General features: G+C 61.8%; 18 protein-coding genes and 1 other RNA gene. 11 read left to right on the forward strand and 8 right to left on the reverse strand.

Annotation, left to right across the window (positions count from 1 at the left end; genetic code table 11):
- The first annotated feature begins 11 nt into the window (after nt 1-11).
- The 4 genes from U9970_RS04490 to ssrS all read left to right on the forward strand — a co-directional run bounded on the left by U9970_RS04490 (nt 12) and on the right by ssrS (nt 2,584).
- Nucleotides 12-902, forward strand: a complete 891-nt coding sequence (locus tag U9970_RS04490) for a carbohydrate ABC transporter permease (protein WP_322765494.1) — start codon at nt 12-14, stop codon at nt 900-902.
- Between the two features lie 63 nt (nt 903-965).
- A complete protein-coding gene (locus tag U9970_RS04495; protein ID WP_322765495.1) occupies nt 966-1,178 on the forward strand; it encodes a hypothetical protein in 213 nt (70 codons plus the stop codon).
- Nucleotides 1,179-1,280: 102 nt separating this feature from the next.
- The gene (locus U9970_RS04500) at nt 1,281-2,387 is read left to right on the forward strand and encodes a 5-(carboxyamino)imidazole ribonucleotide synthase (protein WP_322766021.1); all 1,107 of its coding nucleotides are present in this window, start codon (nt 1,281-1,283) and stop codon (nt 2,385-2,387) included.
- Between the two features lie 15 nt (nt 2,388-2,402).
- Nucleotides 2,403-2,584: non-coding RNA, 6S RNA (gene ssrS / locus U9970_RS04505), on the forward strand.
- Nucleotides 2,585-2,592: 8 nt separating this feature from the next.
- Here the strand turns inward: ssrS and U9970_RS04510 are convergent.
- Nucleotides 2,593-3,240: an NAD(P)H-dependent oxidoreductase gene (locus U9970_RS04510; protein WP_322765496.1), complete on the reverse strand. Its 648-nt coding sequence runs from the start codon at nt 3,238-3,240 to the stop codon at nt 2,593-2,595.
- 81 nt (nt 3,241-3,321) lie between these two features.
- Here U9970_RS04510 and U9970_RS04515 point away from each other — a divergent pair, with 81 nt between their 5' ends.
- Nucleotides 3,322-3,720 (forward strand): hypothetical protein, encoded by a 399-nt coding sequence (locus U9970_RS04515; RefSeq protein WP_322765497.1) that lies wholly within the window; start codon nt 3,322-3,324, stop codon nt 3,718-3,720.
- On the opposite strand, the gene U9970_RS04520 is transcribed toward U9970_RS04515, so the two are convergent.
- The gene (locus U9970_RS04520) at nt 3,675-3,992 is read right to left on the reverse strand and encodes a DUF2103 domain-containing protein (protein ID WP_322765498.1); all 318 of its coding nucleotides are present in this window, start codon (nt 3,990-3,992) and stop codon (nt 3,675-3,677) included. The genes U9970_RS04515 and U9970_RS04520 overlap by 46 nt on opposite strands.
- Complete coding sequence (clpS, locus tag U9970_RS04525; RefSeq protein ID WP_322766022.1) at nt 3,992-4,288, reverse strand: ATP-dependent Clp protease adapter ClpS; 297 nt, start codon at nt 4,286-4,288, stop codon at nt 3,992-3,994. The genes U9970_RS04520 and clpS overlap by 1 nt, the downstream gene beginning before the upstream one ends.
- A 70-nt stretch (nt 4,289-4,358) precedes the next feature.
- Here clpS and petN point away from each other — a divergent pair, with 70 nt between their 5' ends.
- Genes petN through U9970_RS04545 form a run of 4 tightly spaced genes read left to right on the forward strand, consistent with a single transcriptional unit; the run spans nt 4,359 to nt 7,244 of the window.
- The gene (gene petN / locus U9970_RS04530; RefSeq protein ID WP_106501620.1) at nt 4,359-4,460 is read left to right on the forward strand and encodes a cytochrome b6-f complex subunit PetN; all 102 of its coding nucleotides are present in this window, start codon (nt 4,359-4,361) and stop codon (nt 4,458-4,460) included.
- A gap of 50 nt (nt 4,461-4,510) precedes the next feature.
- The gene (locus U9970_RS04535; RefSeq protein WP_322765499.1) at nt 4,511-4,633 is read left to right on the forward strand and encodes a hypothetical protein; all 123 of its coding nucleotides are present in this window, start codon (nt 4,511-4,513) and stop codon (nt 4,631-4,633) included.
- A complete protein-coding gene (locus U9970_RS04540) occupies nt 4,630-5,952 on the forward strand; it encodes a CofH family radical SAM protein (RefSeq protein ID WP_407653080.1) in 1,323 nt (440 codons plus the stop codon). Before U9970_RS04535 ends, U9970_RS04540 begins: the two co-directional genes overlap by 4 nt.
- Nucleotides 5,949-7,244, forward strand: a complete 1,296-nt coding sequence (locus tag U9970_RS04545) for a hypothetical protein (RefSeq protein WP_322765500.1) — start codon at nt 5,949-5,951, stop codon at nt 7,242-7,244. Before U9970_RS04540 ends, U9970_RS04545 begins: the two co-directional genes overlap by 4 nt.
- Here U9970_RS04545 and psb29 read toward each other — a convergent pair.
- On the reverse strand, nt 7,204-7,920 hold the full coding sequence (psb29, locus tag U9970_RS04550) for a photosystem II biogenesis protein Psp29 (protein ID WP_322765501.1): 717 nt from the start codon (nt 7,918-7,920) through the stop codon (nt 7,204-7,206). The two genes, U9970_RS04545 and psb29, sit on opposite strands and share 41 nt — an antisense overlap.
- Before the next feature lie 76 nt (nt 7,921-7,996).
- On the opposite strand from psb29, the gene clpP reads away from it, so the two are divergent.
- Nucleotides 7,997-8,587, forward strand: coding sequence for an ATP-dependent Clp endopeptidase proteolytic subunit ClpP (clpP, locus tag U9970_RS04555; RefSeq protein ID WP_106501623.1), 591 nt, complete (start codon nt 7,997-7,999; stop codon nt 8,585-8,587).
- Nucleotides 8,588-8,670: 83 nt separating this feature from the next.
- Here the strand turns inward: clpP and U9970_RS04560 are convergent, their stop codons facing one another.
- Nucleotides 8,671-9,417, reverse strand: coding sequence for an outer membrane protein (locus U9970_RS04560; RefSeq protein WP_322765502.1), 747 nt, complete (start codon nt 9,415-9,417; stop codon nt 8,671-8,673).
- Nucleotides 9,410-10,489, reverse strand: a complete 1,080-nt coding sequence (locus U9970_RS04565) for a phosphotransferase (RefSeq protein WP_322765503.1) — start codon at nt 10,487-10,489, stop codon at nt 9,410-9,412. Before U9970_RS04565 ends, U9970_RS04560 begins: the two co-directional genes overlap by 8 nt.
- 180 nt (nt 10,490-10,669) lie before the next feature.
- Between U9970_RS04565 and U9970_RS04570 the strand changes: the two genes are divergently transcribed.
- On the forward strand, nt 10,670-10,975 hold the full coding sequence (locus tag U9970_RS04570) for a hypothetical protein (RefSeq protein WP_322765504.1): 306 nt from the start codon (nt 10,670-10,672) through the stop codon (nt 10,973-10,975).
- Here U9970_RS04570 and ftsH read toward each other — a convergent pair whose 3' ends face one another.
- Together ftsH and U9970_RS04580 are read right to left on the reverse strand one after the other, a co-directional pair.
- Entirely contained in the window at nt 10,976-12,892 is a 1,917-nt protein-coding gene (ftsH, locus tag U9970_RS04575) for an ATP-dependent zinc metalloprotease FtsH (protein ID WP_322765505.1), read from the reverse strand.
- A gap of 58 nt (nt 12,893-12,950) precedes the next feature.
- Entirely contained in the window at nt 12,951-13,265 is a 315-nt protein-coding gene (locus U9970_RS04580) for a DUF1830 domain-containing protein (protein WP_322765506.1), read from the reverse strand.
- Between the last annotated feature and the right edge of the window lie 102 nt (nt 13,266-13,367).

Consider the following 13,367-nt stretch of genomic DNA (forward strand, 5'->3'; position numbering starts at 1 on the left):
CTTTGCCTTGCATGAGCGAGGCCAATCTCCGCAAGCGCACCGCCACGGCCTGGGGCTTCTTGACCCCTGCCCTGGTGCTGATCGGGCTGTCGGTGCTGATTCCGGCAGCGATGGCATTGGTGATGAGCTTCAGCCAGGCCGGCCTCGATGTCAGCGAGCCGCTGCGCTTCGTTGGGCTGGCCAATATCCGGCGCCTGCTGGCCGACCCGATGTTTTTCCGGGTCACCGGCACCACCTTTTTGTATCTGCTGGGAGTGGTGCCCCCGATCGTGGTCGGTGCCTTAGCTCTGGCCGTGCTGGTCAACCGCCAGCTGCCGGCGATCCATTGGTTTCGTGCAGCCCTGTACACCCCGGTGCTGGTGTCGATCGTGGTGGCGGCCATTGCCTTTCGCTGGATCTATGCCGAAAACGGCCTGATTAATGGCTGGCTCACCGCCCTGTTGGGCAGAAGCTTCGACCCCATCGGTTTCCTCACCTCGCCGCTGCTGGCCCTGCCGTCGGTGATGCTCGTGACCCTCTGGAAGGGCCTCGGCTACTACATGGTGATCTTTCTGGCCGGGCTGCAGGGCATCTCCCCCGATCTCTACGAGGCAGCCGCCCTCGATGGCAGTGAGGGCTTGCGAAAGCACCTAGATATCACCCTGCCGCTGCTGCGGCCCTACATCACCCTGGTGGCGGTTATTTCCGCAATTGCGGCCACCAAGGTGTTCGAAGAGGTGTATTTAATGACTCAAGGTGGCCCTGCCGATTCAACTCGCACCCTCGTTTACTATGTCTACGACCAGGCTTTTGCCGAGCTGGAGATCAGCTACGCCTGCACGATTGGGTTGGCATTGTTTTTGATCGTGCTGATGCTGAGTTTGGTGCGCTATCTCTTCGCCGGTGATCGCGGCCTCACTTGAACAGCCTGTTACTGGACCAGTCCCGGAAGCCTGCCTAGGCCGATACCCAGTCCGCTGGCAACGATGGACCAGCAGATTCAGAAGGCCCAGGAAGTGGTGGATCGTTTGGAGCACGGCGCGCCAGCTTTTGGGGCAGCCACCCCAACAACCGCTACCTGGCGCCGTAACGTGGTGGATTGGCATCCAGATCAGGGTGGTGACTCCAGGCTTTGGCTCCGCCGCAATGCTGCCTATCAGCTGCTTGTGGCCTGGTACGAGTTCAACCGGGCGTCCTGATTCCTACCCTGCACGCGGCGAGTTCCAAGATCCGTGGTTGATGCCAGCCCTGTGACTGAGCCAGTTGCTATCGGTGTAGTTGGTGGCGGCCAATTGGCCTTGATGCTTGCGGCCGCTGCCCGCAAGCTCGATGTGCCCCTGCATGTTTTGACACCAGGGGCTCAGGATCCCGCCACTGCCCTTGCCAGCAGTGTGGTGCTGGCTGAACTCGACGATGTGGCGGCCACCCGGGAGCTGGCGCGCCGCAGTGGTGCGATCACCTTCGAAAATGAATGGGTAGACCTGCCGGCCCTGGCGCCGCTCAGTTTTGACGGAGTCGTCTTTCTGCCCAGCCTGGAGGCCCTCGCTCCCCTAGTCAGTAAACGGGGTCAGCGGCAGTTGCTGCAGGATCTGGGCCTGCCTTGCCCGCGCTGGTGCGATCTGCCCAGCAGCGCCCTGCTGCCTGAAGGCTTCAACTACCCACTAATGGCCAAGGCCTCCACCGGGGGCTACGACGGCAAGGGGACAGCCGTGTTGCGCTGCCCTGAAGATCTCACGGCCCTGCTGGCCAGGGTGCCCCTAGGCGACTGGATTCTTGAGGAGTTTGTCAACTTTGAGCAGGAGCTCTCCCAGCTCGCCTGCCGCGACCGGGCTGGCAACGTGCAGTGCTACCCCTTGGTGCAGACCCACCAGCACCAGCAGGTGTGCGACTGGGTGCTGGCGCCGGCTTCAGTGCCCCATGCGGTGCAGGCCTATGCCCGCAATATCGCCGCTTCCCTGCTCACCGCGATCAATTACGTGGGCGTGATCTCCATCGAGCTTTTTTATGGCCCGGGCGGTCTGCAGGTTAATGAAATCGCCCCCCGCACCCACAATTCCGGCCATTTCACGATCGAGGCAGCCCATACAAGCCAGTTCGAGCAGCAGGTGCGGATCGTCGCTGGCCTGCCGATGGGGTCTGTCGAGCTGCAGGTGCCGGGGGCACTGATGGTGAATCTGTTGGGCTTTGAAAGTTCTGAAGCCGACTACCAGGCTCAGCGGGACGATCTGGCTGCCATACCGGAGGCCACGGTGCACTGGTATGGCAAGCAGGGCTCCAGCCCCGGACGCAAGCTTGGTCACGTCACCCTGCTGCTGCCCGGGGTCACAGCTGAGGAACGGGCTGGCCAGGCGGAGCAGCTTTTAGAGCGGGTCCGATCCATCTGGCCCCTGCCCCCGCACAACCCGTAATCGGTCTACACTTCCAGCGGACTGCCTTGTTGGTGACTGCCTTTTACAGTTTTCTGATCTGACTCCCTTTTCGACATGGGGGTCTGCAGCGGAAGCAACGTAAACCGGCCTCGTAGCCGGAAACGGCGCCCCGTCCTTGACCCTCTTCTGGTTCCACCAGGTCGAACACTGGGGCAAAACGGCACGGCGGTCCACCCCCTTCAAATCAACGCCTCTCGATCAGTTCGGCAGGCGAATAGCGAACCTTCGCCAGCGAGGCGTATTTATCGCTGCTGTCGCGATAGCCAGCCGCACACACCACACAGCTGCGGTAGGGCGAGTCTTCCAATTTGAGAATGCGGTCGTAGGCGATGGGATCGAAGCCTTCGATGGCACAGGTGTCCACCTCCAGCAGGGCAGCAGCTGTCATGAAGGTGCCCAGGGCGATGTACACCTGATTGCTGGCCCAGCGGTCGATCTGCTGGCTGCGAGGGCCATTGATCAGGTCGACGTCGATCATCTGGCGGTAGGTGGCCAGGGCGGCGGAATCGAGGCCGCGAACGGCTGCCATCGTTTCGATTAGGCGATCGGCTTCGGCGGCGCCGATCTGGCGTTGCACCAGGAACACCACCAGATGGGAGCAGTCGGTGATCTGGCTCTGGTTCCACGACTCGGGGCGCAGCTGCTGGCGCAGGGCGGGGTCGTTTATCTCCAGAAATTTCCAGGGCTGCAGGCCATAGCTCGATGGGCTCTGCACTAGGGCATCCTCCAGGGCCGCCCAGGTGGTGTCGTCAATGCGGCGACTGGGGTCAAACACCTTGGTGGCGTAGCGCCAGGCCATGGCCCCATTGAGCTGCTGGGGGGAGATCGGCATGGTGGGGCGGCGACAACGGTGGGGATCAGGGGCCATTCTGGACCTAGTTACTGCCATGGCCGGGTTCGGCCGCCAGCCTCGATGGAGTCCTTTCAGCAGGCCTTTGAAGCCCTTCTGGCCCTTGCCCCAGGGCCGGTTTTTCCTCGTGCTCGGGAGCTCTACCTGCGCAAATACTGCCTCGAAGGACGCGACGCCCAGGATCGTTTCCGCACCTTCCTGTTTGAAGAAGAGATTCAGGAATCTGAAGGGGGCACCGTGCGGGTAAGCGCCCTTAGCTTCGCGGTGGTGCATTGGCAGGCCGCCCAGAGCACCACGGAGGAATATGCCGCCTACCTTCAGCAGCGCTGGCAGCTGCAGCCCGATGGGCTCAGCCTTGAAAACGAGGCCTGGTTTCGAGATGGCGGCGCCTTTGCCCGCTTTCAGGCAGTGGCGTCCTACGAGCGTTCACCCTCCGGTGAGTTGCTGTTGGGTGGTGTCTGACCCAGCAAGCGATCTAGGCACTCCTGCAGTTGCTCCCGGCTCCAGCCGGTGACTACAAACACCTCCTGCACGCTGCTGCCGCGGCGGGCGACGAGTTTGTGCCCCCCGGTGATGGGAGCTGAAACCCGCAGCCGCATCTGGCTGCTGCGGCCACGCACGCGACTGATCACCGCCGGGGTGACGGTGTCGATGCCGGGGCAGAGCGCAAGTTGCTTGAGCAGCGGAATCAGCCCCTCCACGTAGGTGCTGTGGGTGATGACCACCCGGCCCATCAGGCCCGCTCCAAAGGAGCCATGGTCAGGCCGGCTGCGCCCAGCTGCTGGTGGTAGAGCTCAGCCTGTTCCTGGGGGCCGCACCACACCACCGCCGAACCCTCCCCGTCGATGCGGTGGGCCAGCTCCCAGGCCTTATCAGGGATCATGGCGGGAATGATGCGCACCAGTGTTTCCACCACGTGCTGAAAGGTGTTGAAGTCGTCGTCGAGCACCACCACCTTGAAGTCGGGGTATGGCTGGCGCAGGCGCAGTCGCTCCTGAACGGGGCTGGCGGAGGAAAGGACCACAACCACGGACTGCAACGACGAACACCTTTAGGGCTCCAGCCTAGGTAAAGTGCCGTCAACGACTGCAAGCTGCACCATGTTGATCTCGGCGGGTTGGGCCTCCTTGGCTGCTCTGTTCAGCTTTTCCATCGCCATGGTGGTCTGGGGTCGTCACGGCGACAACAGCATCAAGTTCTGACCTGGCTTTGACGATCCTCTGTGCCTGAGCTGAACCTCTCCGCATCCCAGGTGCTTTCCGCTATCGCGGTGTTGCTGCTGGTGTTTGTCAGCGGAGGCGTGATCTATCTCTCCATCATCGAGTGGAGCGATCGTCGCCGTCGCAACGCCCTTGAAATCAAGCGCCGCAAGTGAGCGCCGCTGGCTCTTCGCCACCCTCCCCCACTCCCGCTGGCTTAGCCGATTGGGCCTGGCAGAGCGCAGCAGAGCTGCTGGTGCCACCCCCAGCTGAGCCCTCTAGCCCTTCACCAGCCCTCGACCCAGAAGCCCTCGACCTAGATGACCTGGTTGCGGCCATTGATGCGGCCCAGCCCAAGCTGCCGCTCAGTAGTGATGCCGATGAGCACGACCAGGTCAGCTGGGATCCGGCCTTGCTTGCCGCCCTCGGTCTTACCTTGCTCAGCCGCAGGGCTGACGCCGAGCAGGATGAATTGTTGCGCCGCGCTGCAGACGGCCTGCGTCAACAACTAGCGGGCAACATCGTCACCTACGTGGTGAACCGCAACCTCAACGTTTCAAACCACTGCATCAAGCACTGCAGCTTCTGCGCCTTCCGCCGCGATGCTGGCGACCCCGGCGCCTACTGGCTTAGCGAAGCCGACCTGCAGCAAAAAGCCGCCGAGGCACTTGAGGCTGGAGCCACCGAGCTCTGCATCCAGGGCGGACTCAACCCCGCCGCCACGGTGGCAGGCAGTCAGCTGGCCTACGCCGAACGGTTGCTTGGTCTGTTGCAGCAGGCAGCACCGGGGTTGCACCTGCATGCCTTTTCGCCCCAGGAGCTGCTTTATTTCGCCCAGCACGACGGGCTGCCCCTCGATCAGGTGCTGGTGCGGCTGCAAGCGGCTGGCCTGGGATCGGTGCCGGGTACGGCGGCAGAGGTGCTCAGTGAGCCGGTGCGGCAGGTGCTCTGTCCGGAGAAACTCACGGCCCGGGAGTGGGTGGCGGTGATGCTTCAGGTGCACCAGCACGGCTTGCCTGCCACCAGCACCCTGATGGCAGGCCACATCGAGTCTCCGGCCGACGTGGTGGCTCACCTGCTTACCCTGGTGGCGGTGCAGCGCTACGCCTGGCAGCATCAACGCCAGGGTTTCACTGAGTTTGTGCTGCTGCCGTTTGTGGGCGCTTCGGCGCCAGCTGCCCTGCGCTCCCGGGTGCAACGGGATCAGCCCGACCCTGCAGCGATGTTGCGGCTCACGGCCCAGGCCCGGCTGTTGCTGGGGCCCTGGTTTCGCTTCCACCAGCCCAGCTGGGTGAAGCTCACCCTCGCAGGCGCCACCGAGGCCCTGCGCTGGGGCTGCAATGACCTGGGCGGCACCTTGATGGAGGAGCACATCACCACGATGGCGGGTGCCAGCGGCGGTACCCGCCAGTCCCCCCAAGCGCTTGAGGCGGCTGCCCAGCGACTTGGCCGTCCGGTGCGGCGGCGCACCACCCTCTACGGAGCTGGGGCGTGACCCGTTTGCGCTGGACCCTCACCCTGACGGTTCTGTTGCTGCTGCTTCCCGCCGGCTTGCTGCTGCGATCCCCCCGGCCCCGGGCCGAGGGGCTGGAGCGGCTGCTGGGCCAGGCCGCCCTGCTGCAGAGCTTTCCCGCTGCCCCGGAGCGACCGGTGCCAGCCCTGTGGAGCCAGCGCCTCGGCGCGGCTCAGGCGCGTCGGATTTGGCGTCAGCAGCGCCGCTTCTGGTGGCAGTTCTGGGGGCGCGATGGCGATGGTGGCGCCTTTCTGGCCTATCAGTTTCAAGCAACAAGCCCCCTGCCTCCCCATGGAATTCGGGTTGATGACCTCGTGGTCGTGGCAGCCGATCCCCTTGCCAAGCGGCTACTACAAGACCAGCTCAACTTGGCCCAACGTCAGCGCCGTGGTCTGGAGCAGCGCTGTCTGCAGCGCTTGCAGCAGGAGCAAGCGGTTTTCTGGGCCCCCCTTGGCCTTGGCTTGATGGCGGGTCCTGCCGCACCTTTGCTGCAACGCTTCCAGGAGGGGTGTTTGAGTCTCGAGCTCGAGGGCGCCAACCTTGGGCTCGCTGGAGAAGCAGCTGCCGCCAGCGGCCTGCTGGCCGCCCCAGGGCGTGCGGCGCCAGCCGTTTTGCCTCCCCCCCTGCCTGCAGATTTGCTGCTGGAGTGGCGCGGTCCTGGCCTCGAGGGCTTACTGCAGGGGCTGCTGAGCCGCCAGCTGATCCGGGAACCGCTGGCGGCCCGCTACGGCATCGGTGATGCCCAAACGACCATGTTGCGTCGAGTGCCCTTTGTCTTGCGACTGCGCCCGCTGGCCCAGGGCCCCTTCCAAACGGGCCTGGAGCTGGAGTTGGCGGTCTCGGGGGATCGGCGCCCCTGGAACCAGATGCTCGCCGGGCTGGTGGAGCCGCTGGAGACCCAGGGGCTCGAGGCGACGCAAGCTGGCTCCCAGGCCTTAGCCGCAACGCTCTGGCGCCAGCAGGATGGGCGAGTCGTGGGAGGTTGGCGCTGGGTGCTTGCTGGTTCAAGCAGCCCCCAGCTGCTGCTCTTCCTTGGACCCGAACCACCTGCCGCCACCCCTGCAGCAGTCACGCCTGTGCTGAGCCAGCCCAGCCTTGGCGCTGCGATGCAGTTGCGGCTGCGGCCTGCAGCGCTTGCAGCGCGGGGCTTGCTGCCGCCCGAATTGCCCAAGCCCGTCCAATTGGCCAGCCAGCTCAGCCTGACGGCAGTGCCGGCTGCTCCTGGCTCAGCCCTCAGCCAGCTGACGGGGCGGCTTCAGCTGCAATCTCGGTAGGGGCCTCTGTGGCTTCCTGTTGCTGCCGCTCCCGTTTACGGCGTTCAGAAGCAACGGTTTCCGCCATTAGCTCCACGGCCTGGGCCATTTTCTCGAGGTTGGTGGCGTAGAGGCTCAGGTCCTTGTCGAGTCGCTCGCGCAGCAAGCCCATGGCGCCGCCCAAATCGTGGGCATAGCTGCGCAGGGCGGAGGCGTCTAAGGCGTCTGCGCCCTGGGCCTGCTCAAGCAAGCTCAGCAGGCCTACGGCCATCAACCGGGAATAGTGGAAATCGGGGCGGCGGATGCCGGCTAGAGCTGCCGCAAGGGGTTCGGGGGCGCCCGAACCCTCCTGTTCGATCCACTGCTTCACCTGCTCGACGCTGTGGCTGCCCATGGCTGCCATGGCGCTGTCACGCTGCTGGCGCAGCTGGTCGGCATCGAAGCCGGAAGCGGAACAAAGGGCCTGGAGCAGGGGTAGGCGCTGGGCGTCAGGGCGATAGCCCTTAGCAAAACTGTCGAACACCTGGATCAGGCCGCAGGCAAACAGGGCATCACTGCGAAAGCCGGTTTGACGGCTGAGCAGGTGCAGCTCCACCAGCAGCTCATCCACCATGCGGCGGTAGAGCGGCGCGATCACGTGGGGGAAGGCGCGGTGAAACTCCCGCTTGCTGTCGGCAACGGTGAGGGCTGCACTCACGCTGGATTAGGCCAAGGTTGGTCGACCCTAGCCGCCCAAGCTCAGTAGGATTGGACCTACTCGAGAATTCAGCTCCATGATCCCGATCGTGATTGAAGAGTCGGGCCGGGGTGAGCGCGCATTTGACATCTATTCCCGCCTACTGCGGGAGCGCATCATCTTTTTGGGCGAACCGGTCACCGCTGAGTCGGCCAACCGGGTTGTGGCCCAGCTGCTCTTCCTAGAGGCGGAAGATCCTGAGAAGGATATTTTCATGTATATCAATTCTCCGGGTGGATCGGTATACGACGGTCTGGGGATTTTTGACACCATGCAACACATCAAGCCAGATGTGCAAACCGTTTGCGTGGGTCTGGCCGCTTCGATGGGTGCCTTTCTGCTCTGCGCTGGCACCAAGGGCAAGCGCAGCAGCCTCACCCACTCGCGGATCATGATCCACCAGCCCTTGGGCGGCGCCCGCGGACAGGCCAGCGATATCCGCATTCAGGCCAACGAAATCCTCTACTTGAAGCAGAAGCTCAACCAGGAGCTCAGCGATCGCACGGGCCAAGCCCTGCCCCGCATCGAGGAAGACACAGACCGCGACTTTTTCATGTCACCTGCGGAGGCTGTTGAGTACGGCCTAATCGACAAGGTGATCGAAAAGCGGCCCGTGCGTCCCGTTTGAGGGACTGGCTGGTATTTCCAGTCAAGATCTGATTAAAAGTTTTTTTAAAAGAGGTTTTTTAGAAGGGTTTTTTAGGCGTTTGTTTAAAATGAGTAGCGCAGACTCAGCTGCACCCCATGGGCTTGCAGGGCCGCCTGGGTTCCGCCGATCGGGATCGTTGTTCCTGCTGGCAGCGTCGGTCGCGACAAGCCAGCCTGACCACTGCTGGAGCGCACATCACCAAGGTCGCTAAAGCGATAGGCCAGATCGAGATCTAGCCGCTTACTAAGGGGGATGCTGATGCCTGCGGTGAGTAGGTAGGCCAGACCACTGGAGCTGCCATCGGGAGTGATCGTGGCAGCATTGGCAGCGATGCCAGGGAAGCGATAGGTAACGGAGCTCAGGCTGTTGCGGGCGACACCCAGGCCGGCGCCAAGGAAAGGGCGTACCCGGCCCACTTTGGGCAGATCCACATAGGCAACCCCAAATCCGGCCACCGAGGAGGCTGAGCCAGTCACAGGCTGGTTGGCGCCGGCAAGCCCCAAGAAGTTGCTTTGGCCGCTGAAATCCAGCTCTGGCCGCCAGCTGAGCAGGGCTTCGGCCCGCAACCAGCTGTTGAAGCGATATCCCGCCGCTGCATCGATCACTGCTGCCGGCTCGAAGCTGCCTGAAGCTCCAAGGGTTTGGCCGTTGTTGCCAGTGCCGCAACCAAATAGGGCAGGGGGCTGCAGGCTGGAACAGTTGTTGTCACTGAAACCATTGGCCTTTGGCCAATCGCTGCCAGCCCCCAGGCGCAAATAGAAGCTTGGAGCCAGCGGTGGGTTGGCGAGGTTTACATCAATATCAGCCATTCCAGGCACTCGGATCGGGCAGAGCTTGCCAGGCGTCAATTTCTAGGGCGTAGGCCGCATGACGCTGGATCGCGTCATCCATGAACAGGGCTGCCCGGATGGGAATGTCTGGGCCGGTGAAGGAATGCATGGCTATGCCGGCAGTGATGCACCGTAGAGCTGCTAATTGCAGGTCGTATCGCGCTTCTTCAAGCGAGTAATCGCAAACTCCAAGCTTGAGCAGTTCTTGATGCCAGGCCAGCAGCAGGTCTTCATGTCGTCCCAGTCGCTGCGCCTGGGGGGTGCTGCCGCCAATTAAAAAGGCGATATCAATAGCTGCTGAACTTCGGCTGGCCCAGGACCAATCAATTATCACCGACTCCGGATCATCCTGCGTGTGGCCGAACAGCAAATTGTCGGCGCGCAGATCACCATGCACGAGGGTCCAAGGCCTGTCAGTGAGAGCCTGATCAATGTCAGAGCTCTGCTCTAGTACCGCGCGATATAGGCGGCAAACATCCGTGCCGAAGCGCACGCCGTAGGTAGCAAAGAAATCATCAACGATTTCGGCTTTTGGGTCTGCAAACCAAAAGCCATGGTTTGGCAACCAGCTGTGTTGGTTTAGGGAAGGATCAAGCCAAAATTCGGCGTGGATAGCTGCCATGCGTTGGATCGTGGCCAACGTTTCCTCGTAGCTGAGGCCGATGACTTGATCACCTGAACGTAAGTGGGTCAGATCCTCGATTAGCAACCAAAAAGGTTCAGATGAATTGGTTGCAAAAACTGAGGGTTTGTGATTTTCTAATCTTGGTGTGCAGTGAGTGTAAAACCCCACCTCACGACCAAAGGCGTTATTCAGCCGGCTGAACTCATTGAAGTCCTTATTGGAGGTTTCACTTTTGAGAATTACGCTTGTTGGCCCTTGTTCCGGTGGATCACAGCTCAGCTCCAAACGCCAAGTGGTCGATTGAAATCCCCTGCCCTCTCCCAGCAGCTTCGCCTCCAGGCTTTTGACATTGGTGCCGAGAGCCTCGCCGATCCACTGCGGTTCGGGCTGCTTTACCAGCATTTCTGTGGGATCTGTGGCCGCCATACCAAGAAGTCCAATTGAGTGCTTTGGAGTTGGACTTTAATTGGGTTAGGGCCGCTTCCCGCAAGTGCCTGCCTAAGCATCATGGCTGGCATATCGCTCATCTCGAGCAGCTTCGATCACGGGTTGGTTGACGGATGGGACCAGCGCGGCCAAGTTTGGAGCGCACTTCACAACGGCCCTATGCACGCCACCCTGCGCGAATACGAGGGAATTAAAGATCCAGCTGAGGCCACCCAGCCCTTGCTTGATGGGCTGCTAGCTGAAATGCAAGCGCTGCCAGGTTTTATTGCTTATTACTTCGTGGATGTGGGTGAGGCTGGTGACCGGATGATCTCGCTCAGCGTGTTTGAGAGTAGTGAGGCAGCTGAGGAGTCGAATCGCGTGGCAGCAGGCTGGGTGGCTCGCTGGCTTGCGGAACACCCACAAACGGCACCCACGGCGAGTCGCGTGGATGCCGGTCCTGTGATGGCTAGTGCCACTGCTTGATCAGCCGGCCAGCAGGGGCGAGAAGCGCTCCTTCTCAGGAATCTCCGTGAATTCGGCCACGATGGCGCGGAACTCTTCGCCATCGAGGCTCTCTTTCTCGATAAGTAGCTCCACCACCTGATCCATGCAGGCGCGGTGCTCTGCCACCAACTTGACCGTGTCTGCGTAGCAGCTGTGCACCATCTGGCGCACGGCGTCATCGATCTTGCTGGCAAGGCGATCGGAGCCATCGCTGCGGGTCATCAGGTCGCGGCCCAGGAAAACCTCCTGGTTGCCAGCCTCAAAGGAGACCTGGCCTAGATCGCTCATGCCAAACCGGGTGACCATTTGGCGGGCAATCGAAGCGACCTGCTGGATGTCACCACCGGCACCGGTTGTGACTTCTGAATGGCCGAAGACCACATCCTCGGCTGCCCGGCCGCCCAGGGCTCCCATGATGCGAGCACGCAGCTGGGCCCGGCTCACCAACATCTGCTCTTCGTCTGGAGAGAACCAAGTAAGGCCTTGGGCCTGACCCCGCGGGATCAGGGTGACCTTTTGCACAGGGTCATGGGCCTGCACCAGGGTGCCCACCAGGGCATGGCCCACTTCGTGATAAGCGATAAGCCGCTTGCTGCGGCCATCGGTGAGGGGCTTGCCCTCCATGCCGGCAATGATCCGGTCGACGGCATCATCAATTTCGGCAAGTGAGGTTGCCTCCTTGCGGCGCCGGGCCGTGAGGATTGCCGCTTCGTTGAGCAGGTTGGCGAGATCGGCGCCGGAGAAGCCTGGGGTACGGCGAGCAATTACTTCGAGGCTCACATCGTCGGCCAGCTTTTTATCGCGGCTGTGCACCTTGAGCACAGACAGCCTTCCTTTGATGTCTGGCACATCAACTTGAACCTGGCGATCGAAACGACCCGGGCGCAGCAGGGCTGAATCGAGCACGTCGGCTCGGTTTGTTGCGGCAATGATGATGATGCCGCTATTGCCTTCAAAGCCGTCCATCTCGGTGAGCAGCTGGTTGAGGGTTTGCTCCCTCTCGTCGTTACCGCCGCCGACACCGGCACCACGCTGACGTCCAACCGCATCGATCTCGTCGATGAAGATCAAACAAGGGCTATTCTCTTTAGCCCGCTTGAACAGGTCGCGAACCCGGCTGGCACCCACGCCAACAAACATTTCAACGAATTCAGATCCTGAAAGCGAGAAGAAGGGAACTCCAGCTTCACCAGCAATTGCCTTGGCAAGCAGGGTTTTGCCGGTACCGGGAGGTCCAACAAGCAGCACCCCTTTGGGGATCTTGGCGCCAACTGAAGTGAAGCGCTCGGGAGTTTTTAGGAAGGTGACAACTTCCTGGAGGTCCTGCTTGGCCTCCTCAACACCAGCCACGTCGTCAAATTTGACGCCAGTTTCAGCTTCCATAGCAAAGCGGGCTTTGGTTTTGCCGAATTGCATCGCCTGACCGGGACCTCCGGGCATGCCGCTGCCACGGCGTGACAGGAAGATCAGCGAGCCAATCAGCAGCAGTGGGAAGAGCAGATTGCCGAGCAAGCCAAGCGCTGGTGGAGCGGTTTTGGGTGGATGAATATCGAAGCTGATGCCCTGCTCCTTGAGCTTGTTGACCAGCTCTGGAGCAACACCGGGCAGGTCTACGCGTAGACGCTGGACCCGATTGTCGAGGTCTGGATCCACGGCCTCAATAACTGCACTGCGGCCGCCGTCGAAGATGTCGACCGCCGTTACTCGGCCCGCATCGACGTAATCGAGGAAGCGGCCGTAGCTCATGCGGGCTACTGCTGCATTGCGGGGAGCAACCGTGGCGCCTTCTGGTTTGAAACGGGCCGTGCCGCCATTACCAAGCAGCTGCCATCCGAGGAATGCGACCACTGCGAGGGGCAGCAGCCAGAGGGCAATCAGACGCCAGCGCTGGTTCATAGCTGAGACACTTTGTTGACAAGTGTAACGGCGCCGGGGCCCCTTCCTGAGCCCAGCTTCAGCTGGCCGTTGCCCAAGGCAGCTCGCCATCCAGCAGACCGGGGGCGTAGCTGCGGGAACTGGCCAGCGCTTCGAGCTGGGCTGGTTGGGCTGGTTGGGTCGGGGCCTCGTTGAGCAGATCGCCGGCGTTAAAGGTCTCCACCAATTCGGGCCCACCGAGGCCGTGGGTCCAGATCTTCACGACGCTGCTCGGTGGGCACTGGAAGCTGAGCAGCTCGAAGGGAAACACCACCCGTTCGAGGAAGAACTGCTCGGCTCCTATGCAGCGCAGGATCACCATCCGATCGCTGGTATTACGGTAACTGCACGCCATGTGGGCCAAGACTAAATCCCGAGTTGTCCACCCATAAAGCCATTGGCTTGAGTGTGGGTTTAGTGACGAACGCCACTGTTTTTGGTTTTTAATGATTTTTTC

The sequence above is a fragment of the Cyanobium usitatum str. Tous genome (genome assembly GCF_963920485.1).
In the GTDB taxonomy this organism is placed as follows: Bacteria; Cyanobacteriota; Cyanobacteriia; order PCC-6307; family Cyanobiaceae; genus Cyanobium_A; species Cyanobium_A usitatum_A.